We start from the raw sequence: 21,819 nt of genomic DNA on the forward strand, positions 1-21,819 counted from the left end.
CCATGACCGCCGTCCACACCGACCGCGTCGCCACCGTGCGCCACTACTACGACCTCGTGGACCGGGGCGACGTGCCCGGCCTGGTCGCCTTATTCGCGCCCGACGCGACCTACCACCGGCCCGGCTACGAGCCGATCGCGGGCCACGAGCAGCTGACCGCGTTCTACGGCGGTGCCCGGGTGATCCGCTCGGGCGCGCACACCGTCGTGAAGGTGGTGGAGGACGACGGCGCGGTGGCCGTGCACGGCTCGTTCGCGGGCGTCCTGCACGACGACACCGAGGTGGCGCTGAGGTTCGCGGACTTCTTCGAGTTCGCCGCCGACGGCCGCTTCGCCCGCCGCGACACGTTCTTCTTCGCACCGCTGGTGTAGCGCGAACCCTCCGTCGATCCCGCGGAGTGGATCACCCATCAAGTCGAGTTCAACTCGTGCTAGCTTCCAGCATCTCGAGTTGAACTCGACTTAATGGGGGGTTGGTCATGGTGCACACGCGGACCGCGGGGGCGCTCGTGCTGCCGGTGATCGTCGGCGCGGAGTTCCTGCTCCAGCTGGACACCACGGTGGTCACCGTCGCGCTGCCGGAGGTCCAAGCGCACTTCGGCGTCGGCGTGCCGGCCGGGTCGTGGCTGGTGAACGGGTTCCTGCTGGCGTTCGGCGGCCTGTTGCTGCCCGCCGGGCGGCTCGGCGACGTGCTCGGCCACCGCAGGGTGTTCCTGCTCGGCGTCGCGCTGCTCGCCGTCGCCTCGCTGGCGGCCGGTCTCGCGCCCGGGTTCGGCTTCCTATTGGCCGCCCGGGTCGCGCAGGGCGCCGCCGCCGCGCTCGCCGGACCGGCCGGGTTGGCACTGCTGACCTCGGTGTTCGCCGGCGACCGGGCGCAGCGCGCGTTCGGCGTCTACGCGGCGGTGACCGGCTTCGGCTCGGCCGCAGGCATGGTGCTCGGCGGCGTGCTGACCTCGACGGCCGGGTGGCGGTGGAGCTTCCTGGTCACCGTCCCGGTCGCGGCGGCGCTCGCGCTGGTCGGCCGGACCGTGCTGCCGCCCGGGGAGACGCGGACCGCGCGACCGGTCGGGCTGCCCGCGCTGGTCGCCGCGCTCGGCCTGGCCGCCGGCGTGCACGGGCTGGTGCGCGCGGCCGAGTCGGGGTGGGCGTCCGGGTGGACGATCGGTCCGCTGGTCGTCGCCGTGCTGCTGCTCGGGCTGTTCGTGCCGCTGGACCGGCGTGCCGCGGACCCGCTGCTGCCCGCCCGGGTGGTCGCCGACCGGGTGCGGCTCGGCGCGTTCGCGTGCCTGTTCCTGCTCGCCGCGGTACTCGGCCCGTACCTGTTCTTCCTGTCCCAGTACCTGCACGCGGGCCTGGGTTTCGGGCCGCTGGGCACCGGGTTCGCGCTGCTGCCGTTCGCGGTGGCGCTGCTGGTGGCCGCGCGGTTCGGGCCGCTGGTGAGGGTGCGGCCGGGCGTGCGCGGTGTCGGCGGCCTGGTGGTGGTCGCGGTCGGGATGGCCTGGTTGAGCCGGGTGGAAGGCGGCTACCCGACCGGCGTGCTGCCGCAGCTGGTGGTGATCGGACTGGGTGTCGGGCTCGCCGTGGTGCCGTTCACCGTGTTGGCGCTCTCCTCGGCGCCGCCTTCGGACGCCGGTGTCACGGCCGGTGTCGCGCAGACCGCGCTCACCGTGGGCAGCCTGCTCGGCCTCGCGGTGCTGCTGCTCCCGTTCGGCGCGGCGCGCGGCAACCCGTTCGGGGCGGCCTTCGCCTGGGGCGCGGGCGTGGCGCTGCTCGGTGTCGTGGTGGCCGCCGCCGGACTCCGCCGGTCGTGATCCGTATGATGGTCGACGGCGACTCGAAACCGAGTCCGGTTCGACTTGAGTGGGGGAGCGCGGTGCCCGACAACGGACCACGCCTGGCGCGCCGTCCGGTGCGCGCGGACGGCAGGCGCAACTACGACGCGATCCTCGAGGTGGCGCGGGAGACGTTCGCGGCGGAGGGCACCGGCGCGTCCGTCGAGGAGGTCGCGCGGCGCGCGGGCGTGGCGATCGGCACGCTGTACGGCCACTTCCCGACCCGCGAGGCGCTGGTCGAGGCGAGCCTGCGGGACGGCCTGACCGCGCTGCTGGAGGCGGGCGCGCACGCCGCCGACACGCTGCCGCCACTGCCCGCGCTGGTCGACTGGCTGCACCGCGCGGTCGAGTACTGCGGCACCTACCGCGGCGCGGTCACCCTGCTCACCCGCAGCGTCGACGACGAGCAGAGCTACTGGCACGCCGGCTGCGCGGCGATGGAGCAGTGCGCCGAGACCCTGCTGCGCACCGCGCAGGCGGCGGGTCGGGTCCGCGCGGACGTCGAGCCGAGGGACGTGGTCGACGTCATCTCCGCCGCCGCGTGGGTGCGCGAGAACAGCGGCCCGCGCACCGGCCCGTCCCGACTGCTCGACCTGTTCCTGACCGGCGTGACGACCGCCTGAGCGCGCACCGCCGCCGTGGCCGATGATGGGTGTGCCAGCGCACCCCGACGATCGGAGCAGCCGTGTTCGACACCGCCAAGGCGTTCAGCGGGTTCTCGGTGGACGACGTGGCCGCCGCGCGCGAGTTCTACGGCGGCACGCTCGGCGTCGAGGTCGAGGAGCGCAACGGGATGCTGACCCTGCGCCTCGCGCCCGGCAAGGAGGTGCTGGTCTACCCGAAGGGCGACGCGCACGTGCCCGCCGAGTTCACCGTCCTCAACTTCCCGGTGCCGGAGATCGAGGCCGCGGTGGACCGGCTGGCCGCGGCCGGCGTCGCGTTCGAGCGGTACGAGGGCGTGGACGAGCGGGGTGTGTTCCGGCTCGGCGGTCCGCTGATCGCGTGGTTCAAGGACCCGGCAGGCAACGTGCTGTCCGTGCTGGAACAGGGCTGACCCCGGGTCAGAGCGTCGTCCACTCCACGTGCTTGCCGGTCCGGTCGTCACCCGAGGAGCGGCCGCGCACCCGGCGGTGCAACCACGGCAGCACGTGCTCGCGGTAGTACCGGACCTCGGTGGTGAACCGCCGGACGCCCTCGCCCGCCACCGGCGCGACCACCTCGGCCTCGGTCGGGTGGCCCAGCGCGGACAGCACCAGCGAGGCGACCCGGCGGTGACCGCGCGGGGCGAGGTGCAGCCGGTCCGGCGACCAGTACGCGGGCCTGCGGATCTCGGCGTCGTTGAACACGTCCACGAACGTGAAGTCGTGCCGCTCGCGCAGGGCGGCGACGGCCGCGGTCAGCACCCCGCCGCGGCGGTGGACCACCCGGCCGAACGGCAGCCCGACCGACGGGTCCGCGCCGCTGAGCAGCACCAGCCGGACACCGGCCTCGGCACACCGGCGCACCGCGTGCTCGGTCAGCGCGACCAGCTTCGCCGGGTCGACGCCGGGTCGCATCATGTCGTTGCCGCCGCCGTTGAACGTGATCATCGTCGGCTCCAGCGCGAGCGCCGCCTCCAGCTGCTCGGTGACGATCGGCTCCAGCAACCGGCCGCGCACGGCGAGGTTGGCGTAGGACACCGGCCCGCTCGCGGCCAACCCGGTCGCGACGAGGTCCGCCCACCCGCGCGTCGACCCGTCCGGCAGCTCGTCACCGACACCCTCGGTGAAGCTGTCGCCGATGGCCGCGTACCGCATGGAACCCCCTCCGTCGTGTCCGGACGCGGATCCTGCCACACGGTCAGTCGAAGTCGAGGTCCCCGGTCCGAGTGCGCTTGAGCTCGAAGAAGTGCGGGTTGCCCGCGAGCAGTCGCACGCCGTCGAACACCCGCAACGCCTCGTCGCCGCGCGGGATCGAGGACAGCACCGGCCCGAAGAACGCGACGCCGTCGACGTGGATCGTCGGGGTGCCGACCTCCTCGCCCACCGGGTCCATGCCCTCGTGGTGACTCCTGCGCAGCGCCTCGTCGTACTCGGTGGTCGCGGCGGCGGAGGCCAGGTCCTCGGGAAGCCCCGCCTCGGCCAGTGCCTCCCGGATCAGCTCGTCCGTCACCGGCCGGTCCTGGTTGTGCAGCCGGGTGCCGAGCGCGGTGTAGAGCCGGCGCAGCACCGGCAGCCCGTGCTCCCGCGCCGCCGCCACGCACACCCGCACCGGCCCCCAGCCGACGTCGAACAGCCGCCGGTAGCGCTCGGGCAGGTCGGCGCGCCCCTCGTTGAGGACGGACAGGCTCATCACCCGGAACGTGAGGTCCAGGTCCCGCTGCCGCTCCACCTCCAGGATCCAGCGGGAGGTGATCCAGGCGAACGGGCAGATCGGGTCGAAGTAGAAGTCCACCTTGGTGCTCATGCCACCACGGTAGAACCCGATCGGCCCGATGCGCAGGGCCAGTTTCAGTGCTGCTTTTTGGGCCAAGTCACCGGCTGGCGGCGAACTCCGGCAGCTCGATCGCGTCCGCCGGCGGGTTGGCGAAGCGGCTCGCGAGCCTGGTCGCGACGGGGGAGGAGGCGAGACCCAGCGCGGCGTGCAGCGCCCGGATGCCCAGCGCGCTCGACGGCGCGGCGAGTCGGGGCGCGAGCGACGACACGCGCTGCGCCTTGGCCACGTACGGCCGCATCGTCGCCTCGTAGGCGGCGAACGCGTCCCGGTGGTCGGCGTGCCGGGCCAGTTCGCCCGCCAGCACGTACGCGCCGACCAGCGCGAGGCTGGTTCCCATGCCGGACAACGGGGACGCGCAGTGCGCCGCATCGCCGAGCAGCGCCACCCGACCCTCCGACCACCGGTCCACCCGGACCTGGGCCACCGACTCGAAGTAGAAGTCCGGTGACCGGTCCAGGCCCGCCAGCACGCGCGGGGTGTGCCAGCCGGCGTCCGCGTAGTGGCCGCGCAGGAACGACTTCTGCTCCTCGACGGTGCTCGGACCGGTGCCCCGGAAGGACAACGAGGCCCGCGTGGTGCCCACGTTGTCCGGCCGCAGCACGACGGTCCGACCGCCCGGCGCGTTGTACCACCAGGCCCAGCGCTCGTCGGACTCCTCGTACGGGATGGTGAAGTAGGCCGTGCACAGGCCGAACTCGCGGTACCGGGCGCGGTCGCCGAAGACCAGACCCCTGGTGCGCGAGCGCAGCCCGTCGGCCAGCACCACCAGGTCGAAGCGGCGGTCGGGACCGTGCCGGAACACGACGTCGACGTGCCCGTCCCCGTCCCGGACCGCGGTGATCTCGTCGCCGAAGACGTACTCGGTGTCGGCGCTGGTGTGGTCGTGCAGCAGGCCGGCCAGCTCGCCGCGCAGCAGCTCGACGTCGACCACGAAACCCTTGCCCTCCAAGGAGTCCGTGCCGAACGCGGCCTTGGTGCGACCGGACCGGTCCACGAACCGGACGCCGAGTTCGCCGGTGGTCCGGGCCCGGGCTTCGTCGGCCAGACCCATCCGCTCGACCACGGTCAACCCCGCGCCGCGCAGGTCGACGGTCTGCCCGCCGGGGCGCAACGCGGGTGCGCGCTCCACGACCGTCGTGGTGAAACCGTTCCGGCGCAACCAGAACGCGAGCGCGGGCCCGGCGATGCTCGCGCCGGAGACGAGGACGTGCGGTGCCAAGGGGTTCTCCGTCAGGTCGGAAGCGAGTCGGCGGTGGCCGCGTAGACCGCGACCACGCCGGTGAGGAAGCGCTCGACCACGGCCCGCTGCGCCGGCTCGAGCGCGGTGACCAGCTCCTCGACGCCGGTCAGCAGCGGGCGCAGGTGCTCGAAGGTGCGGGCGACCGACTCCTCCGCCGGGTCGACGAGCACCTTGCGCCGGTCGGTGTCGTGCGGCCGCCGCGTCACGTGGCCCGCCCGCTCCAAGCGGTCCACCACGTGCGTGCTCGCCGCCGTCGACACGCGCAGCCGGTCGGCGAGGTCCCGCGCGGTGAGCGGACCGTCGGTGGCCAGGTGCTCCATCGCGGCCAGGTCGGTCGCGTTGACGCCGAGCGCGCGGGCCAGGCCCTGCTCGATCACCCGGCTCAGCGCGCCGACCTCCTGAAGTCGCTCCATGACGTCGTTCCCGACGCCGGGGGAGTCGGCCCGCCGCCCGTCGCGGGTGAATCCCGCACCAGAGGTCATGCCGACGACTATAGCAGTTAAGTAACCAACTTAGTTAGCAAGAGCGCCGGTCGTCGCTCGGGGGAAAGGTGATCACCCGGGACGGGTACTGTCCCCGCCGGGTCGGGGATGTCCAACAGGGGGTCAGTGGTGTTTCGCTCGGTGCGCGGTCTGGGGACCGCGTTCGTGGTCCTGATGTGGTTGACGACGGTGGCGGACGTGGTGACGGGCGGGTGGGCCTGGCACTTCGCCGACGTGATGGCCGGCCACTCGCTCGAGGAGGCGGCGGGCGACGAGGAGATCGCGACGCTCGGGCTCAACGCCCTGCTCGGCCTGGTCCGGACGCTGCTGTTCTTCGCGACCGGCGTGGTGTTCGTGGTGTGGTCGTGGCGGGTGCGGTCGAATTCGGACCTCGCGCGGCCCGGCGCCCACCGGTACCACCAGCAGTGGGTGATCTGGGGTTGGCTGCCGATCGTGAACTTCTGGATCCCGCGTCGACTGGTGCTGGACTCGTGGTCGGCCGCGAAGCCCGCCTCGTCGCCCGCGAAGCAGACCGAGGTCGACGTGTGGTGGGCGCTGTTCCTCGGCTACCTGATCGCGGACCGCGTGGCGTCCCGGCTGTTCCTCCGCGCCGGCACCCAGGCCGACCTGGCCGCCTCCGCGTGGGCGCTGGACGCGGTGGCGCTGCTCTCGGTCGGCGCCGCGGCGTTCGCGACGATCGTGGTGCGGCGGGTCGGCGACTGGCAGTCGACGCCGGGCTTCGTCCCGCCGCACGACGTGCCGCTGCCGCCGCCCCCGATGTCCTTCGGGCCGGTGGAACCCGCCCGCCCGAACGTCGTGAACGCCCCGACCGAGGACCCGAGGTGGTCCCGCCCGACCGACTGACCGGGGTGCTCCGCCGAGCTCCGCGAGGACGCCGTCGGCGGAGTACCTGCCGCCGTCCGGGCGCCGGGCTTCGTGCTCACCCACCACGCGCGAGTCGCACACGCCGGCCGACACCCGGCCGCGCCGTGCGCCCGGGTTCAGCTGCCGGTGGTCGCGCGGCGTTCCCGGTGGAGGGAGCGCAACCGGCGCCGGACGCGGTCGGCGTCGTCGACGCGCTGCTGCGCCTCGTACAGCCCGTGGGCCTCGTGCCACGTCGCGTGCGCCATGTCGTGGTGCCCCAGCGCGTGGTGCGTGTGCCCGAGGCGTTCGAGCGTGTCGGCCTCGTGGTAGGCGTGGCTGAGCTCGCGGAGCAGGTCGAGCGCCTGCCGGTAGTAGTCGAGCGCCTGGGACCGCCTGCCGGTGTTGTGGGCGAGGTAGCCCAGGCTGTCCAACGTGGTCGCGAGCAGTTCGCGGTCGCGGTGGCGGTGCGCCAGGGACAAGGCGGCTTCGCAGTGGGCGCGCGCCTTCCGGTAGAGCCCGGTGTGGGCCTGGTGCCACCCCACCTGGGTGTGCGCCCAGCCCTCCAGCACCGGCATGTCGAGACCCTGGAACAGCCGTAGCGCGGGCGTCGCGTGCTCCAACGCCCGCCGGTCGTCGCCCTGTGCCTCCCAGAGGCAGGCGAGGAGGTAGTGGGCGTGGGCCTGTCCGGGTACGTCGCCGGTCTGCTCGCTGACCTCGAGGGCCTGGTGGAGGTGCCACTGCGCCTCGGAGTGCAGTCCCATCCCGGCGCAGGCGTCGCCGAGCCGTCGGCGGGCCAGGGTGTGGTCGGAGCTGTCGCGCGACCGCTCGGCGGAGGCCACGCCCGCCCGCCACGCGGTGACGGCGTCGTGGTACTTGCCCCGTCTTCGGAAGAACGTGTCCAGCGCCCAGGCCAGGCGCCAGACCGCGGCGTGCAGGTCGCGCTCGGCGGCCAGCTTCTGCGCGGCGAGCAGGTTCGGGAACTCCGCGGTCAGCCACGCCATCGCGGCGGTGTCGTCCTCGAACCCGCACGGGACGCAGCCCGCGGCGGGCGTGCCGATCCCGATCGGCTCGCGGTGCGAGTCCAGCACCCGCTCGGCGGCGAACGCGGTGTGCACGTAGAAGTCGACCAGCCGCCGCAGCGCCGCGGTCTCGGCCGCCGTCGACCTGCCGTGGCGGGCCCGCTCGCCCGCGTACAGCCGGACGAGGTCGTGCATCCGGTAGCGACCCGGTGCGTGCTGGTCGACCAGGTGCGCCTGCTCGAGTTCGCGCAGGCAGGCGCGGACGTGCGCGGTGGGCAGCGCGGTCAGGCTCGCGATGGCGGGTAGGCCGATGTCCGTGCCCGGCGCCAGTCCCAAGGCGCCGAACACGGCGGCGGCCTCGGGGGACAGGGCCCGGTAGGACCACGAGAACACGGTCCGCAGGCTCACCAGGTCGTCGCCGGTGTCCAGGGCGTCCAGCACGCCGGACTGGTCGCGCAGCTCGTCGGCCAGCACGGACAGCGAGAAGTCCGGGTTCAGGGTGGCGCGGGCGGCCACGATGCTGATCGCCAGCGGCAACCCCGCGCAGCAGGTCAGCAACCGGGTCGCCACACCGGGTTCGGCGGCCTGCCGGTGCTCGCCGAGGTGCAGGACCAGCAGCCGGTGCGCCTCGTCGTCGGTCAGCCGGCCCAGGTTCAGCGACCGCGCGCCGTGCGCGGCGATCAAGCCGCTGAGGTGCCGGCGGCTGGTGATCAGCACGGTGCACGTCGGGCCGCCGGGCAGCAGCGGGGCCACCTGCGCGCTGTCGGCGGCGTTGTCCAGGAATAGCAGCATCCGCTTGCCCGCGACCAGGCTGCGGTACAACCCGACCTGCGCGTCCGGGTCGAGCGGCACGGCGGCGGGCGCGACACCGAGGGCGTCGAGGACGCCGCGGACCGCCGACGCGGCGGACACCGGTTGCCCGGCGGGGTCGAAGCCGCGCAGGTTGACGTACAACTGGCCGTCGGGGAACCGGTCGAGGTGCCGGTGCGCCCAGTGCAGCGCCAACCACGTCTTCCCTATCCCGCCGATGCCGCCGATCACCGAGACCACGACGTCCTGGGCGTCCTCCGGCGCCGGCAGCGCGTCGAGGTCGGCCAACTCCCGGGTGCGGCCGGTGAACCTGCGGGGCGGTGCCGGCAACTGGTGCGGCACCACGGTGGTCCGCGCCCCGAACCGCACCGTGGGCGCGGTGAGCGCCGGGTCGGCCGCCAGGATCTGCTCGTGCAGCCGGCGCAGCGGCGCGCTGGGGTCGGTGCCGAGTTCGTCGGCCAGCCGGAAGCGCGTCCGCCGGTAGTGGTCGAGCGCCTCGGCCGGGCGACCGCTGCGGTACAGGGCGAGCATGAGCTGGCACGCCAAGCGCTCGTCCAGCGGGTTCTTCTCCGCCCACGCCGACAGGTCGGGCAGCAGCACGGCGTGCAGCCCGCGCCGGAGTCGGACGTCGGTGAGGTCCAGGCGGACCGCGTCGCGGTGCCGGGTCAGCGTGGCGCGCGAGGACTCGAGCCAGGGCGTGGTCAACCCGGCGAACGGCTCACCGCACCACAACTTGAGCGCCTGCTCGAACAACGCGGCGGCCTGCGTGTCGTCCTCGGCGGCGCGACCGTCCTCGACCAGCTGTCGAAACCGGTGCAGATCCACCATGTCGGGCGCGACGGTGAGCAGGTACCCGGTCGGCTTCCAGGTGATCGTCACGCCCTCGGCCGGCGCCAGGGCGCCGCGCAGCAGGGTGATGCTGTGCTGGACCGCGGCACGCGGGTTGCGCGGCAGCCGACGGTCTCCCCACACCCGGTCCACGAGTTGGTCGACCGGCACCGCGTGGTTGGCCTCGACCAGGAGCGCCGCCAGCACGCAGCGCAGTTGGGCGTAACCGATCGCGATCTGCCGACCGTGCGCGTAGGCCTCGACATCACCGAGCAGGCGGAACTGCACCGTCATCCGAATTACCCCCAGAGTTGCAGGGAGGCATGATGACCCGCTCCGACCAGCGCGTTCAAGCGTTGCCAGGGCACTGCCCGCGTTCGGACCACGCGCATGACGCCCTGCGGCGTAGGGGTACGGGCCGCCGCGGGTCCGCGCCGCGCCCCGCCACGGGTGGTGACCAGGCCACTCAAGAGGTGGCGAAGCGGCACGAACGTCGCGGTTGGCACGCTGACGCCGTTCCACCCGACCGGTCATCGAGGAGGTGAACCAGATGAGCATCCTGAAGTTGCAGACGCTCGAGCCGACGTTCACGGGATCCGCGGACTCGCTCAGCATCACCAGCAGCAACCACCACTGCTGCGGCTCGAACGAGCCCCCACCTCCGAATCCGAAGTAGGCCTCGGTGACCCGTGCGGGGCGCGACGCGCCTCCGCACGGGTTCGGCCGGACCTCACCGGTCGCGCCCGGCGGCGGCCTCCCACCCGAACCCGGAGACAGACATGCGCGAAGCACGCTGGGTCAACCGATTCCTGTTCGCCGGCGCGGACACCCTCTTCTTCGACCCGCTCGACGCGTACATCCGGCCGAGTCCGGACCACTTCCTCGCGGCGCTGGACGAGAGCACGCGGGAGTTGTTCGAGCACAGGGGCATCTGGTGGAGCTACCGGCACAACCCGGACCTGCCCGCGCAGGGCTGGAAGATCCACGTGTCGGCGAACCACCGCAACGCGCGCACCGTCGCCGCCGCGGTGATCGGCTACCTCACCGGGCGGGGCGTCGACTTCAAGATCGCCCTCGACCCGAGCGTCTTCGAGCTGCTCAACCTCAAGAGCTCCTCCCGCGGCAGCGGCGGGAAGTTCATCACGGTCTACCCGCGCGACGACGACGAGTTCCGCGCGTGCCTGGCCGACCTGGCCCGCGTCCTGGAGGCCGAGGAGGGCGCGTACGTGCTCTCGGACCTGCGGTACCGGGACTGCAAGGCGCTCTACTTCCGGTACGGCCAGTTCCTCGACACCCACTCCCTCGACGTCATGGGCAGGCGGGTGCCGCACATCACCGGTCCGGACGGGCCGGTCGCCGACCAGCGGACGGCCCGGTTCGTCCAGCCGTGGTGGGTGCCGTGGCCGTTCACCGACTGGAAGCCCGAGGACGACACCGACGAGGAGGAGCTGCTGGGCGGCCGGTTCCGGGTGACCGCGGCGTTGCAGTTCTCCAACAGCGGCGGCGTGTACCGGGCGCAGGACACGGCGGACGGCGACCGCCTCGTGGTGCTCAAGGAGGCGCGCCCGCACACCAACGCGAACCCGCGCCTGGGCTACGACGCGGTGGACGTCCTCGACCGCGAGTGGGCGTTCCTGAACCGGCTGGCCGACACCGGCGCGTTCCCGGCGCCGATCGCCCGGTTCCGGCACTGGGAGCACCACTTCATCGCCGAGGAGTTCCTCGACAAGGTCGACATCCGCTCGGTGCTGCTCGTCCACAACCCGTTGGCCCGACCGGGGTTCGACGTCGACAGGTCGCGGGAGTTCCTGCGGATCTTCCTCACCGTCTTCCGCGGCCTGGCGGGTGCGGTCCGGGCCGCACACGACCGCGGCGTGGTGCTCGGTGACCTCAGCGCCGCGAACGTGCTCGTGGACCCCGACACCTTCGAGGTCGCGATCGTGGACCTGGAGGCGTGCCGCTCGGTCGACGCCGAGGCCGGCGACACCAGCCCGGTCGAGCTGTTCACGCCGGGCTTCAGCCACTCCAGGAACGGCTTCGTGGAGCCGGAACCGGAGGGCGACCTGTACAGCCTGGCGCTCGTCATGGCGTACTTCGTGTTCCCGATCGCGGCGATGTCGTACCTGCGCGAGAACGTCCTCGACCTCTACCGGCGGTTCGTCGTGGACGGCCTCGGCTGGCCCGTCCGGGTGCACGAGCTGGTCCTGGACCTGGCGCACGCGCGGATCACGCTCACCGAGCTGCTCGACCACCTCGACCAGGACTTCGTGGGCCAGGTCGAGGCCGTACCACCGCGACCGGTCGACCCCCGGCGGATCGAGCAGGCGGAGGCCGGGGTGGCCGCGTTCGTCCTGGCCACCGCCGACACCTCCCGCGCCACGCTGTTCCCCGTCGACCCGTTCGCGCACGTCACCAACCCGCTGAGCCTGGGCTTCGGCGCGAGCGGCGTGCTCTGGGCGCTGAACGCCTCCGGCGTGCCCCTCGAACCCGAGTGGTCGGTGTGGTTGCGGGACCGGGTGGTCGACCTCGACGCGACCGAGTACCCGGACGGCCTGATGAACGGCCTGGCCGGGATCGCCTGGGCCGCCGACGCGCTCGGCCTGCGCGCCGAGGCCCGGGAGTTGTTGGCGCAGGCCAACCTGCGCGGCCCGGAGGTCGGCGACCACACGTACTACTACGGCCTCTCCGGGCTGGGCATGACGAACCTGCACTTCCACCTCCGCGATCGCGACCCGGGCCACCTCGCCGCCGCGCGGGAGTGCGCGCGCGTGCTGTGCGACACCGCGCGGCACGAGGGGGAGCACACCTACTGGCTCAACGACTTCGCGACCGACGAGCCGTTGACCGGGTTGGGCTTCGGCCAGGCCGGTGTCGCGATGTTCCTGCTGCGGCTGCACCAGGTCACCGGCGACGAGTCGTACCTGCGGCTCGGGCGCCGCGCGCTGGCCTGGGAGCTGACCAACGTCGTGCCCCTCGACGGCGACCTGGTCATGTTCCGGCACGAGAACACCCTCGAACCCTACGTCGAGGTGGGCTCCGCGGGAGTCGCGAAAGTGCTGCTGCGGTACGGCGATCTCGAGCCGGCGCACGCGATCCTGCGCGGGTTGGACGTCGGGTGCTCGGTGCTGGCGGGGTACGGGTACGGCCTCAGCGGGGTCGCGGACACGCTGCTCGACGCGGCCGAGATCACCGGTGACGCCTCGTACCGGGCGACCGCGTTGCGGCAGTTGGAGTTCGTCCGCGAGGTGTTCCTGTTCGAGCCCGCCGAGCGGTTCGGGTTGGCGCGCCCGGACGGCCCGGCACCTCTCGCCGTGCCGGGTGAGGGCCTGCTGCGCTGCGCCTGCGACTACTTCACCGGCGCGGCCGGTGTGCTGCGGGTGTTGCGCCGCGCCAACCACGGTGGCACCGCAGACTTCCTGCTCGACGAGGTGACGTGGTGAAGGAGTTGTGGCGCGTCCTGCGGGGGCGGCGGACCGGGTTCGTGACGATCACCGCCGCGGAGGCGGTCGTGTCCGGTGTCGAGGCCCTCGTGCACCCCCTGCTGCTCAAGGCGTTGTTCGACCAAGCGATCCTGGCCGGGAACTTCCGCCGGTTCCTCCTCCTCGGCGTCGTCTACCTGCTGGTCGGCGTCAGCCTCAACCTCGCCGGGTACCGGATCGCCTGCCGGCGCAAGCGGTTCGAGAACGCGCTCGTGCTGTGGCTGGAGATGCGACTGCTGGACCGCACGCTCGACCTGGACGCGCGCCGGGTGTCGGAGGTCGGGAACGCGTCCTACGTCAGCCGGGTGCACAACGACGTCCGCGAGGGCGTGCTGCCGGCCATCGCCCTGTGCATCCGCATCGCGTGCAACGCGGTCGCGTCCACGGTTTTCGTCGGCGTGCTGCTGTACCTGTCGTGGCAGGCCGCCCTCGTCCTGCTGGTCATCGTGCCGCCGCTGGTGTTCGCCAGCAACCGCCTGGCCAAGCGGATCGAGGACAACACCGAACCCGAGCGCGAGGCCGAGGCGCGCTACGTCAACACGCTCACCCGGACGCTCGAGTCGTTCCACGCGCTGCGCGGTCTGCGGTCCCTGCTGCCCCGGGCGCGCGCGGCCAACGAGGAGGCGCTGCGGGGGTTCCTCGGCATCACCTTCGTCAACTACCGGCTCGCCCGCCGGCAGAACACGCTCAGCGACCTCGTGATGAACCTGTCGAACACGACGTCGATGATCATCGGGGCGTACTTCGTGTTCGCGGGCACGATGTCGTTCGGCAGCTTCCTCGCGTTCGTGAACTCGTTGTGGCGCGCGGTGAACGGCATCTTCGACCTCGTCTCCACGATCCCGGAGGCCCGCCGGAGCTCGGCCGTGCTCAGGCGCATCGCCGCGCTGCACGGCTCCGACGCGACGCGGTACCAGGACGAGGGGCCCGCGGTGCTGGTGCGGGGCGCCCAGGTCGGGTACGACGGGGCCACGGTGTCCCTCGAGGACTTCGCCTTGGACGCCGGCCGGCACGTGCTGCTGCGGGGCCCCAACGGCTGCGGCAAGACGACCCTCCTGCACGTCCTCTCCGGAACCCTGGCACCCGACGCCGGTCTGGTCACCGTGCCGCGGCGCGTGGCGAGCCTGACCGCCCCGGTGCACCTGCCCCCGTTGCCGGTGCGCGAACTGGTCGCCGACGAAGGGTTGCGCGCGACCCTCGAACTGGGCGACCTGGTGGACCACCTGCCCTCGGAGCTGTCGTCCGGCCAGCGGCAACGGGTCGGGATCGCCGCGCTCCTCGCCGAGGACGCCGACCTGTACCTGGCCGACGAGCCGTTCGCGAACCTGGACGAGCGTGGCCGCGACCTCGTGCTCCGGACGTTGACCGAGCGCACCCGCGGTCGCGGCCTGCTCGTCGTGCACCACGGCGACGAGAACCTGGACGGCCACTTCGACCGGGTCGTGACCCTGTCGGGAACCGCGGCCGTGCCCACCGCCTGATCGGCGTTCTCCCCGACCGATCCGCCCGGCCGGAATCGCGCGTGTGTGCCGGTCGGGTTGTGGGTACCACTCGCCCGGACAGAATGGGGTGAGGTCGTGGGCGAAGCACCGACCGCCGTGCCGGACCGGGTCGGCGGGGTCCGACGTGCCACGTCGGACGACGACCCGGGCACCGGGTTGCTCGGCGCCGTCGGCCCGCTCGGCTGGTTCGCGGTCGCGACCGCGGTGGCCGGGCTGATCCTGCTGCTGGCCACCGCGATGCCGATGTGGTCGGCCGTGGTGGTCGTGGCGGCGGGCGGTTACCTGATCGCGGGGGTGCTGGCGGTGTCGTGACCGGCGGACTCCCGTCGTCGGGCACGGGACCGGCCGCGCCCCACCGCGCTCCACTCCGGCGGCCCGGCGGCTGCCGGGTGCGGTGCGGTCGGTGGGAGGGCGTTGGCGATGCCGGGGTCGACCGGGCGATCCGGTGCGCCGGTGGGGTCGGGCGCGTGGTCGTCGCGGGACAGCCCCACGAGGACGGGACGCGCCGCCACGAGCAGGTGCGCGGCGACATCGCCGCCGTGGCGGACAACGGCATCGGCCTGGCCCGGTGCCGCAAGATCGTGGAGTTCCACGGCGGCCGGATCTGGCTCGACACCACCGCGGAGCGGCGCACCACCATCCGATTCACCCTCCCGCGCGCCGCGGCGCCGATCACACCCGAACCTCTTGCCGTGCAGCCGACCTGACCTGGCGCCAAGTAGGCGGAGAACGGGTCGCTCGCGACGGCACGGACCGCAGCGCGCGGAAGGTGTTCGGAGCACGGCCGGAGGACCCGCCGGCCGTGCTCCGGATCAGTTGCCGCCGGAGGGCGCCGCGCGGGCGGGGCGCACGCCGTAGAAGGCGGGGATCAGGGCCAGTACCGACGCGGCGCCGAACACCAGCCACGACGTCGGACCCAATCGCACCCACAGCGCGACGCCGACCACCGGGCCCAGCGCGGCGCCGACACCGAACATCGCGTGCGCCGAGCCGAGGTACCGGCCGCGCAGGTGCTCCGGGCCCGCCTGCGCGGGGTAGGCGAACATCGTCGGTCCCTCGATGATCTCGGCGAGCGACCACATCAGGGTGCCGATCACGAACACCGCCAGCCCGCCGGGCAGCGCGTACAGGGCGAGGCCGCCGCCGAGCAGGGTGAAGCCGACACCCAGCACGACCCGCATCGGCCAGCGTTGCACGACCTTCGTCATCAGCAGTTCGAAGCAGATGACCACCGCGCCGTTGACCGCGACCACCACGCCGTACCAGAACACCTCCAGCCCCGCGTCGCGCATCGCGAGCGGCAGCGTGCCGAGGTACTGCACGTACACGGCGGAGTTGATCAGCATCGCGACCAGGTAGGCGGCGAACCGCCGGTCGGCCAGCACCGCGGCGTACCCGCCGGACCGGCCCTCCACCGGTGTCGCGGTCGCGGAGACCCCGCGCGGCAGGGCGAGCAGGGCGATCCCGGCGTAGGCGAGCGACGCCAGCGCCTCGCCCCAGAACAGCACGTCGTAGGACACGGTCAGCAGCAGCGCGCCGACGACGGGGGCGCCGGTGGTGCCCAGGTTCAGGGCGAGCCGGTACAGCGCGAACACCATGACCTGCCGGTGCTCCGGAGTCAGTTCCGCCAGCAGCACGGCGGCGGCGGGCCGGTAGAGCTGGCTGATCACCCCGACCGCGAACACCGCGACCAGCAACGCCCAGTAGACGTGCACGTACAACACGCCCAGCAGGAGCACCGCGGTGCCCGTCATCCCGTGGACGATGGTGAGTCGCGGGCCGATGCGATCGGCGAACGTGCCGCCGAGCAGGACGCCCAGCACCGAACCCGCGCCGTAGACGCCGAGCGCCGTGCCGCCCTGCACGTCGCTGAACTCGCGGGACGTCATGAACAGGACCAGGAAAACCTGGAGGAATGCGCCGAGCTTGTTCACCAGTACGCCCGCGAGCAGCGCCTTGACGGCGAATGGCGATTCGCGGACGGTGACGAGGATTCCGGAGTCGGTTCCCGGTGTACCGGTGGTCACCGGGACGTCACCACGAGCGCGGCCCGGGCGGCGTCGAGTGCCGCCGCGCACTCCGGTTCGCCGGGCGCGACCGCGGTGGCGAACGCGATCCGCCCGGAGTTGATGCCCTTCGGCGGTGGCGACACGACCGAACCGGGAACGGCCAGCACCACGGCGGAATCGATGTGCGCGGGCAGCGCCGCGCGGTCGAACTCCACGACGTCGATCACCGTGGAATCCTCCTCCACGTAGAAGAACCGCACCGAGCCGACCAGTTCCCGGTCGACCGCGATTTCCGGTCGGGTGCCGCACGCCACCGCCGCCGCGATCAGCCCCGGATCGATGCCGGACGCCCTCATCCCAAGATATGGAATCAGGTCGCCGCCGAGCCGGCCGTTGACCTCGATTACCTTGAGGCCGTTCGGGGTAACTTTGAACTCGGCGTGCGTCCACCCGTCGGTGAATCCGAGTGCGGAGTGCGTGTCCTGGAGGAGCCGGGCCACTTCGGGGTCGCGCAACAACGGGTCGTGATGGGTCACCACGTGGCCCACCTCTTCGAAGTACGGGGCGTAGGCGAGTTGCTTCCGGGCGACGAACAGCGCCTGTGCCCGCCCCTCGACCACCACCGAGTCGATGCTGATCTCGGGCGCGTCCAGGTACTCCTCCACGAGCACGGACTCGTCGTAGGTGGGCGCGTGCGGCACGGTCGCCTCGGCGGAGAAGGCGAAGTGGGTCGCCAACTCCTCGGGCGTGCGCACGAGGATCACGCCGTAGCTCGCGGCGGCCGCCCGGGGCTTGACCACGACCGGGTAACCGATCTCGGCCGCCGCGGCGAGGGCCTTGTCAACCGTTCCCACCAGGGCGAACCGGGGCTGCGGCACGTTCGCGCCCGCCAGCGCGGTCCGGGTGGCGTGCTTGTCGCGGCAGCGCCACACCGCCTCCGGGTCGGTCGTGGGCAGGCCCAGGTCGCGGGCGACGACGGCGGCCTGGTGGATGCGGGCCTCGTCCCAGCTCATCACCCCGTCGACCGGCGTCGTGGCGGCGACCGCGCGGGCCGCCTCCAGCAGCACGTCGACGTCGGTGCTCGGCACGACCGTGGCGCCGTCCAGGTAGGCCTTCTCCCAGGTCGGCTCGACGGTGTTGAGGAGGTGGATGCGGTAACGCGTGCTCATCGACTCGAACAGGTACTCGCGGAACCGGCGAGGACCGGTCGAGATCACCAGCAGCAGGGGACGGGTCATCGGTGGCTCCCAATTCATTGGCGCGTGATACACCAGTCGATCCGCCTGGTTATTCCACGCCGATGTGCGTCATTCCAGTCTTACCCATCTGTCTATCACCAGATCGGCCCCGGAGTCCCGCGACTTATGAAGATTGCTCGATTGTGAACTGTGTCACAGTGAATTGAGTTCTGTATCGGTGCTGTTAACGTGGGGTCCACCTGGGGGATGGATTCAAAGTCAACCACACGAGTCCGGCTGTCGCCACGGTTGTCGACACCGTCGAACTCAATTCCGCCACGAATCGTCTTCGTGAGCGGCGTCGTCGTGCTGCCCGTTTAACCGTCACTGGGGGTGTCGCCATCATTCTCACTGGTAGTGAGATCGAGCGGGAATGGGCGAACGGTCGAATCACCATCGAGCCGTTCGTGCCCGAACAGGTCAACCCGAACAGCTACAACTTCCGCCTCGGCCGGACTCTGCGCACCTATCGGCACGAGGCACTCGACCCGCGAAGCCCCAACGAGTTCGACGAAATCGAGATCCCCGACGAGGGCTACCTGCTCGAACCGGGAAAGCTCTACCTCGCGCACACCGTCGAGGTGCTCGGCAGCGATCACTACGCGCCGACGTTCGCGGCCCGCTCGTCGGTGGCGCGGTTGGGGATGTTCATCAACCTGTCCGCGAGCCTGGGCGACATCGGCTACAAGGGCCAGTGGACGTTGCAGCTCTACACGATGAACCGGGTGCGGGTGTACCCCGGCATCAACATCGGCCAGATGATGTGGTGGCGCCCGCAGGGCGAGGTCGTGCTCTACGGCGGCAAGTACCAGGGCGCGCACGGGCCCCGGTCCAGCGACATCCACATCGACTTCGACAAGCAGGTCGCCCGCCAGCGGTTCCCCGGTCTCGGCGCCACCGCGGAGGGCATCGAGGTGGGCCCGAAGTTCGCCGCGCTCGCCGCGAGCAGCCGCGACTTCCGCGTGCCCGAGGCGTTCTGCGTGCCCGCCGGCGAGTTCGTCGACGCCCGGACCGCCGAGCAGGCCGCCGCGCTGGAGGACGCGTTCTCCGACCTGCGGGCCACCGTGGGCGCTTTCTACACGGAGTCCGTCGCGCGCATCCAGTCGATCGCGTCGGAGATCCGCTTCCCCGTCGACGCGCACGGGCTGCTCCGGGTGCGGTTGGAGGACGTCTTCGGCGACATCGCCGATCGGCGCTTCGCCGTGCGCTCCTCCGGCCTGGAGGAGGACACCACGGGCAGCAGCCTCGCGGGCGTGCACCACAGCGTGCTGAACGCACGCGGGTTCGAAGGGGTCGTGGCCGCCGTCGAGCGGTGCTGGGCCTCCTACTACGAGGCGCCCGCCGTCGCGGCGCGGGTCCGGGCGGGCAACCACGACCCGGTTCCCCGGCTCGCGGTGATCGTGCAGGCGATGGTCGAGCCGACCCTCGCGGGCGTCGCGTTCACCGGCCTCGACGGCACCGAGCCGGACCGCGTCGTGGTCGAGCACGTGCGGGGCCTGGCCGACGAGCTGGTCGCCGGGGTGGCGGTACCGACCCGCACGGACTCCGACGCGGTCGCCGCGGAGCCGGACCCGGTGCTGTCGGAGGTCGTCGCGTTGGCGCGGGAGCTGCGCGCGCGGCGCGGCCACGACGTGGACGTGGAGTGGGCCGCCGACGACCGGGGTGTGCACCTGATCCAGGTCCGGCCGCTGACCGCGGTCGCCGACCGGGCGCGCTTCAGCGCCGAGCCGGTCGCACGAGGGGTCCGGATGTACTTCGAGGACGTGCCGCCGTCGTTCCACCTCGGTGACGTGGCCGCCGTCTACGGCGGGTACGTCGCGAAGCGCGGTCCCGCCTACCGGATGGCCGCCGCCAACGACGTGTCGACGGGCGCCGGCTGGGTGATCGAGTTCAACGGCCTCGGCCTGCACGACCCGACCACGGCGGCGGCGCTGCGCGACCTGCTGGCGAGCGGTGCCGCGAGGGAGTGCGTGCTCGACCTCGGCGACCACCTGCGGCAGATCACCCTGCCCAAGGACGAGGTGCTGCCCCGGCTCGCCGAGCTGGCGGGTGCCCTGCCGGAGAACACCGGGCTGCGCGCCGCGGTCGTGCGCGACTTCATCCGGGGCGAGCTGGGCGTGATCTCCCGGCTGATGGGCGACGGGCTGGTCGTGGAGTACACGCCGGAAGGCCTGATGGCGCTCAACCGGGGAACGGCGGGCGGCGAGACGATCGTGGTCGCCGACCTGGAGCAGCCGGTGGACGCGCCCGGCAACGTGATCGCCGCGCCCGAGGCCGCGCCCCTGTTGCCGCACCTGCACAAGCTCGGCAGGTTGACCGCGGCGATGCACGCCAAGCACGGATCGGTGACGCTGGAGTGGGTCTTCGAGCGCGGGGAGCCGTACTTCGTGGACTACTCCGTGCTGGGCGGTGACGAGGTCGTGGTGTCCGCCGAGGGCGTGGTGCAGATGTCGCCGGGCACCGCGCACGGCACACTGCTGCGGCTGGAGGAGGACGAGCTGCTCGCCAGGTTGTCCATCGGGCCCGCCGTCAGCGTCGACAAGTCCACCGACGTGACCGAGTACGACGGCCTCGCCCGCATCCTGGACAAGGTGTCCTCGATGCCGGAACGGCCGATCGTGCACGCCGGCAAGCCCTACGCCGTGCTGTCCGTCCTCATCGGACACGTCGCGGGCTTCGTGTTCGACCGCGGCTCGACCCTGGGCCACCTGGCGATCCTCCTGCGCGAGGCGGGCGTGCCCGCCGTGGCCGCGGCCGGGTTCGCCGGTGTCGGCGAGGTCGTCATCAGCGAGGGGACCGTCATCCTGACGAGCCGCCGAGGAGGGGACTCGTGAGCGACGACGGCGCGTGGCTGGTGCTGGGCGGCCTGCACCACCTCAACGGCTCGACCGCGCCCGGCGCGCACGACGTGCTGGTGCTCGTCCCGCTGGCCGCGGCGGAACACCGGGACTTCCCGTCCAACACCGTCGTGCTGAGGTGGGCCGACCTCGGCGAGGTCGAACTGCGCGCGCGCACGTCGGGGTCGGCGCGTGGGCGCGGCGCGGCGGCCGACGGCGCGGAGTTGTTCCCGGACATGCTTCCGGGAAAGGTGCTGACCGACCTGGTGGCCGGACTGTCCGAACAGGACGACCGCCCACGGCCGCTGGTGCCGCTGTGGTACCTGGCGGTGCGCGACGGCGAGCTCCACGTCCACGCCCAGGTCCGGTTCCGGGCCGAGGACGCGTGCTTCATCCGGATCACGCCGGCGCCGATCCCCGTCGCCGACGTCGGGAGCCTGGAGTGGCTGCCCGAGGCGGTCGCGCGGCACGCCGAGCGGTCCCTGTTCCTCAACAACCACCAGCGGTACTACCGCAAGTGCTTCCCGGGCAAGGAGTTGGAGTACAAGTACACGCTCGCGCCGCCGGTGGACGTGTGGACGCTGACGACGCGGATCCACCAGCGGCTCGTCGCGGGAGCGCTGCCCGGGTACCTGGTGGAGTACCGCGACGAGTTCCAGGCGTGGGACTACGGGAACCACCTCTACCACGTGACCGCGCCGGAGGAGGACCGGGGCTACGTGTCGTTCATCCCCACCACCGACGGCCGGAACCTGGTCAAGCGCAAGTGGTACAAAGCCGACGCGTTCGACCGGCGCGAGAGCCACACCTACGGCGTCGTGCCCGAGCACGGGTTCGACGAGTACGTCCGCTCCGAGCTGGGCGTGACGGCCACGAGGCTGCCGCCGTTCCGCCGCGTCCGCTACGACGTCAACTTCGAGTCGGCGCGGACCGGGCACGTCTACGGCATCTTCTTCGACCACGTCAGCCTGGTCGCCGCGCCGGACGTGGTGCTGAACCAGTGCGAACTGGAGTACCTGCGCAGCCGCACCGTCCTCGAGCCGAGCGAGCAGGACGTGCTGGCCGAGATCGAGGAGATCGCGCTCTGGCTGGAGGCGTTCCTGCGCGAGCACGGGCTGACCGACGAGCGGGGCTTCTACTCGAAGCTGACGTTCCTGCTCGACTCGGTCGCCGCCCGGCCGGACCTGGCCTCGGAGGTGTCCTGA

General features: G+C 72.3%; 18 protein-coding genes and 1 pseudogene. 12 read left to right on the forward strand and 7 right to left on the reverse strand.

The annotated features are described in order from the left end of the window. Positions 1 to 2: 2 nt before the first annotated feature. From AB0G50_RS16440 to AB0G50_RS16455, 4 genes are all read left to right on the forward strand, one after another. On the forward strand, positions 3 to 371 hold the full coding sequence (locus tag AB0G50_RS16440; protein WP_360108412.1) for a nuclear transport factor 2 family protein: 369 nt from the start codon (positions 3 to 5) through the stop codon (positions 369 to 371). Between the two features lie 107 nt (positions 372 to 478). Next, positions 479 to 1,810, forward strand: a complete 1,332-nt coding sequence (locus AB0G50_RS16445) for an MFS transporter (RefSeq protein WP_360108415.1) — start codon at positions 479 to 481, stop codon at positions 1,808 to 1,810. A gap of 62 nt (positions 1,811 to 1,872) precedes the next feature. Next, the gene (locus tag AB0G50_RS16450; RefSeq protein ID WP_360108418.1) at positions 1,873 to 2,454 is read left to right on the forward strand and encodes a helix-turn-helix domain-containing protein; all 582 of its coding nucleotides are present in this window, start codon (positions 1,873 to 1,875) and stop codon (positions 2,452 to 2,454) included. 62 nt (positions 2,455 to 2,516) lie between these two features. Continuing rightward, positions 2,517 to 2,885 carry a VOC family protein gene (locus AB0G50_RS16455; RefSeq protein ID WP_360108421.1) on the forward strand — a complete coding sequence of 123 codons (369 nt, stop codon included), beginning with the start codon at positions 2,517 to 2,519 and terminating at the stop codon, positions 2,883 to 2,885. Positions 2,886 to 2,892: 7 nt separating this feature from the next. On the opposite strand, the gene AB0G50_RS16460 is transcribed toward AB0G50_RS16455, so the two are convergent. From AB0G50_RS16460 to AB0G50_RS16475, 4 genes are all read right to left on the reverse strand, one after another. After that, positions 2,893 to 3,627, reverse strand: a complete 735-nt coding sequence (locus tag AB0G50_RS16460) for an SGNH/GDSL hydrolase family protein (RefSeq protein WP_360108424.1) — start codon at positions 3,625 to 3,627, stop codon at positions 2,893 to 2,895. A gap of 43 nt (positions 3,628 to 3,670) precedes the next feature. After that, the gene (locus tag AB0G50_RS16465) at positions 3,671 to 4,276 is read right to left on the reverse strand and encodes a disulfide bond formation protein DsbA (protein ID WP_360108427.1); all 606 of its coding nucleotides are present in this window, start codon (positions 4,274 to 4,276) and stop codon (positions 3,671 to 3,673) included. A 67-nt stretch (positions 4,277 to 4,343) separates the two neighbouring features. After that, positions 4,344 to 5,525 carry an FAD-dependent monooxygenase gene (locus AB0G50_RS16470; protein ID WP_360108430.1) on the reverse strand — a complete coding sequence of 394 codons (1,182 nt, stop codon included), beginning with the start codon at positions 5,523 to 5,525 and terminating at the stop codon, positions 4,344 to 4,346. An 11-nt stretch (positions 5,526 to 5,536) separates the two neighbouring features. Next, on the reverse strand, positions 5,537 to 6,028 hold the full coding sequence (locus AB0G50_RS16475) for a MarR family transcriptional regulator (protein WP_360108433.1): 492 nt from the start codon (positions 6,026 to 6,028) through the stop codon (positions 5,537 to 5,539). Between the two features lie 141 nt (positions 6,029 to 6,169). On the opposite strand from AB0G50_RS16475, the gene AB0G50_RS16480 reads away from it, so the two are divergent. Beyond that, entirely contained in the window at positions 6,170 to 6,892 is a 723-nt protein-coding gene (locus tag AB0G50_RS16480) for a DUF4328 domain-containing protein (protein WP_360108436.1), read from the forward strand. 137 nt (positions 6,893 to 7,029) lie between these two features. Here AB0G50_RS16480 and AB0G50_RS16485 read toward each other — a convergent pair whose 3' ends face one another. Then, positions 7,030 to 9,843, reverse strand: coding sequence for a BTAD domain-containing putative transcriptional regulator (locus AB0G50_RS16485; RefSeq protein WP_360108439.1), 2,814 nt, complete (start codon positions 9,841 to 9,843; stop codon positions 7,030 to 7,032). Positions 9,844 to 10,099: 256 nt separating this feature from the next. Between AB0G50_RS16485 and AB0G50_RS16490 the strand changes: the two genes are divergently transcribed. The 5 genes and pseudogenes from AB0G50_RS16490 to AB0G50_RS16510 form a co-directional block, all read left to right on the forward strand. Continuing rightward, positions 10,100 to 10,225, forward strand: a complete 126-nt coding sequence (locus AB0G50_RS16490; protein WP_360108442.1) for a class III lanthipeptide — start codon at positions 10,100 to 10,102, stop codon at positions 10,223 to 10,225. A gap of 103 nt (positions 10,226 to 10,328) precedes the next feature. Then, positions 10,329 to 12,989, forward strand: a complete 2,661-nt coding sequence (gene lanKC / locus AB0G50_RS16495) for a class III lanthionine synthetase LanKC (RefSeq protein WP_360108445.1) — start codon at positions 10,329 to 10,331, stop codon at positions 12,987 to 12,989. Then, positions 12,986 to 14,509, forward strand: coding sequence for an ABC transporter ATP-binding protein (locus AB0G50_RS16500; RefSeq protein ID WP_360108448.1), 1,524 nt, complete (start codon positions 12,986 to 12,988; stop codon positions 14,507 to 14,509). The genes lanKC and AB0G50_RS16500 overlap by 4 nt, the downstream gene beginning before the upstream one ends. 96 nt (positions 14,510 to 14,605) lie before the next feature. Then, entirely contained in the window at positions 14,606 to 14,842 is a 237-nt protein-coding gene (locus AB0G50_RS16505; RefSeq protein ID WP_360108451.1) for a phage holin family protein, read from the forward strand. A 239-nt stretch (positions 14,843 to 15,081) separates the two neighbouring features. Next, a pseudogene (locus AB0G50_RS16510) lies at positions 15,082 to 15,237 on the forward strand (ATP-binding protein); the annotation flags it as partial. 105 nt (positions 15,238 to 15,342) lie between these two features. Here the strand turns inward: AB0G50_RS16510 and AB0G50_RS16515 are convergent. Beyond that, positions 15,343 to 16,557, reverse strand: coding sequence for an MFS transporter (locus AB0G50_RS16515; protein ID WP_360108454.1), 1,215 nt, complete (start codon positions 16,555 to 16,557; stop codon positions 15,343 to 15,345). Then, complete coding sequence (locus AB0G50_RS16520; protein WP_360108457.1) at positions 16,554 to 17,777, reverse strand: ATP-grasp domain-containing protein; 1,224 nt, start codon at positions 17,775 to 17,777, stop codon at positions 16,554 to 16,556. Before AB0G50_RS16520 ends, AB0G50_RS16515 begins: the two co-directional genes overlap by 4 nt. 407 nt (positions 17,778 to 18,184) lie before the next feature. Here AB0G50_RS16520 and AB0G50_RS16525 point away from each other — a divergent pair, with 407 nt between their 5' ends. Further along, entirely contained in the window at positions 18,185 to 20,611 is a 2,427-nt protein-coding gene (locus AB0G50_RS16525; protein ID WP_360108460.1) for a PEP/pyruvate-binding domain-containing protein, read from the forward strand. Further along, on the forward strand, positions 20,608 to 21,819 hold the full coding sequence (locus tag AB0G50_RS16530) for a hypothetical protein (protein ID WP_360108463.1): 1,212 nt from the start codon (positions 20,608 to 20,610) through the stop codon (positions 21,817 to 21,819). The genes AB0G50_RS16525 and AB0G50_RS16530 overlap by 4 nt, the downstream gene beginning before the upstream one ends.

Origin of the sequence: Actinosynnema sp. NPDC020468 (genome assembly GCF_040642015.1) — a bacterium.
Classification (GTDB): Bacteria; Actinomycetota; Actinomycetes; order Mycobacteriales; family Pseudonocardiaceae; genus Actinosynnema.

What these genes read in the sequence shown, in the direction of transcription:
- AB0G50_RS16475 (WP_360108433.1), bottom strand. Translation starts at nt 6,028, where the DNA reads ATGACCTCTGGTGCGGGATTCACCCGCGACGGGCGGCGGGCCGACTCC.
- lanKC (WP_360108445.1), top strand. Translation starts at nt 10,329, where the DNA reads ATGCGCGAAGCACGCTGGGTCAACCGATTCCTGTTCGCCGGCGCGGAC.
- AB0G50_RS16460 (WP_360108424.1), bottom strand. Translation starts at nt 3,627, where the DNA reads ATGCGGTACGCGGCCATCGGCGACAGCTTCACCGAGGGTGTCGGTGAC.
- AB0G50_RS16520 (WP_360108457.1), bottom strand. Translation starts at nt 17,777, where the DNA reads ATGACCCGTCCCCTGCTGCTGGTGATCTCGACCGGTCCTCGCCGGTTC.
- AB0G50_RS16440 (WP_360108412.1), top strand. Translation starts at nt 3, where the DNA reads ATGACCGCCGTCCACACCGACCGCGTCGCCACCGTGCGCCACTACTAC.
- AB0G50_RS16465 (WP_360108427.1), bottom strand. Translation starts at nt 4,276, where the DNA reads ATGAGCACCAAGGTGGACTTCTACTTCGACCCGATCTGCCCGTTCGCC.
- AB0G50_RS16485 (WP_360108439.1), bottom strand. Translation starts at nt 9,843, where the DNA reads ATGACGGTGCAGTTCCGCCTGCTCGGTGATGTCGAGGCCTACGCGCAC.
- AB0G50_RS16490 (WP_360108442.1), top strand. Translation starts at nt 10,100, where the DNA reads ATGAGCATCCTGAAGTTGCAGACGCTCGAGCCGACGTTCACGGGATCC.
- AB0G50_RS16445 (WP_360108415.1), top strand. Translation starts at nt 479, where the DNA reads ATGGTGCACACGCGGACCGCGGGGGCGCTCGTGCTGCCGGTGATCGTC.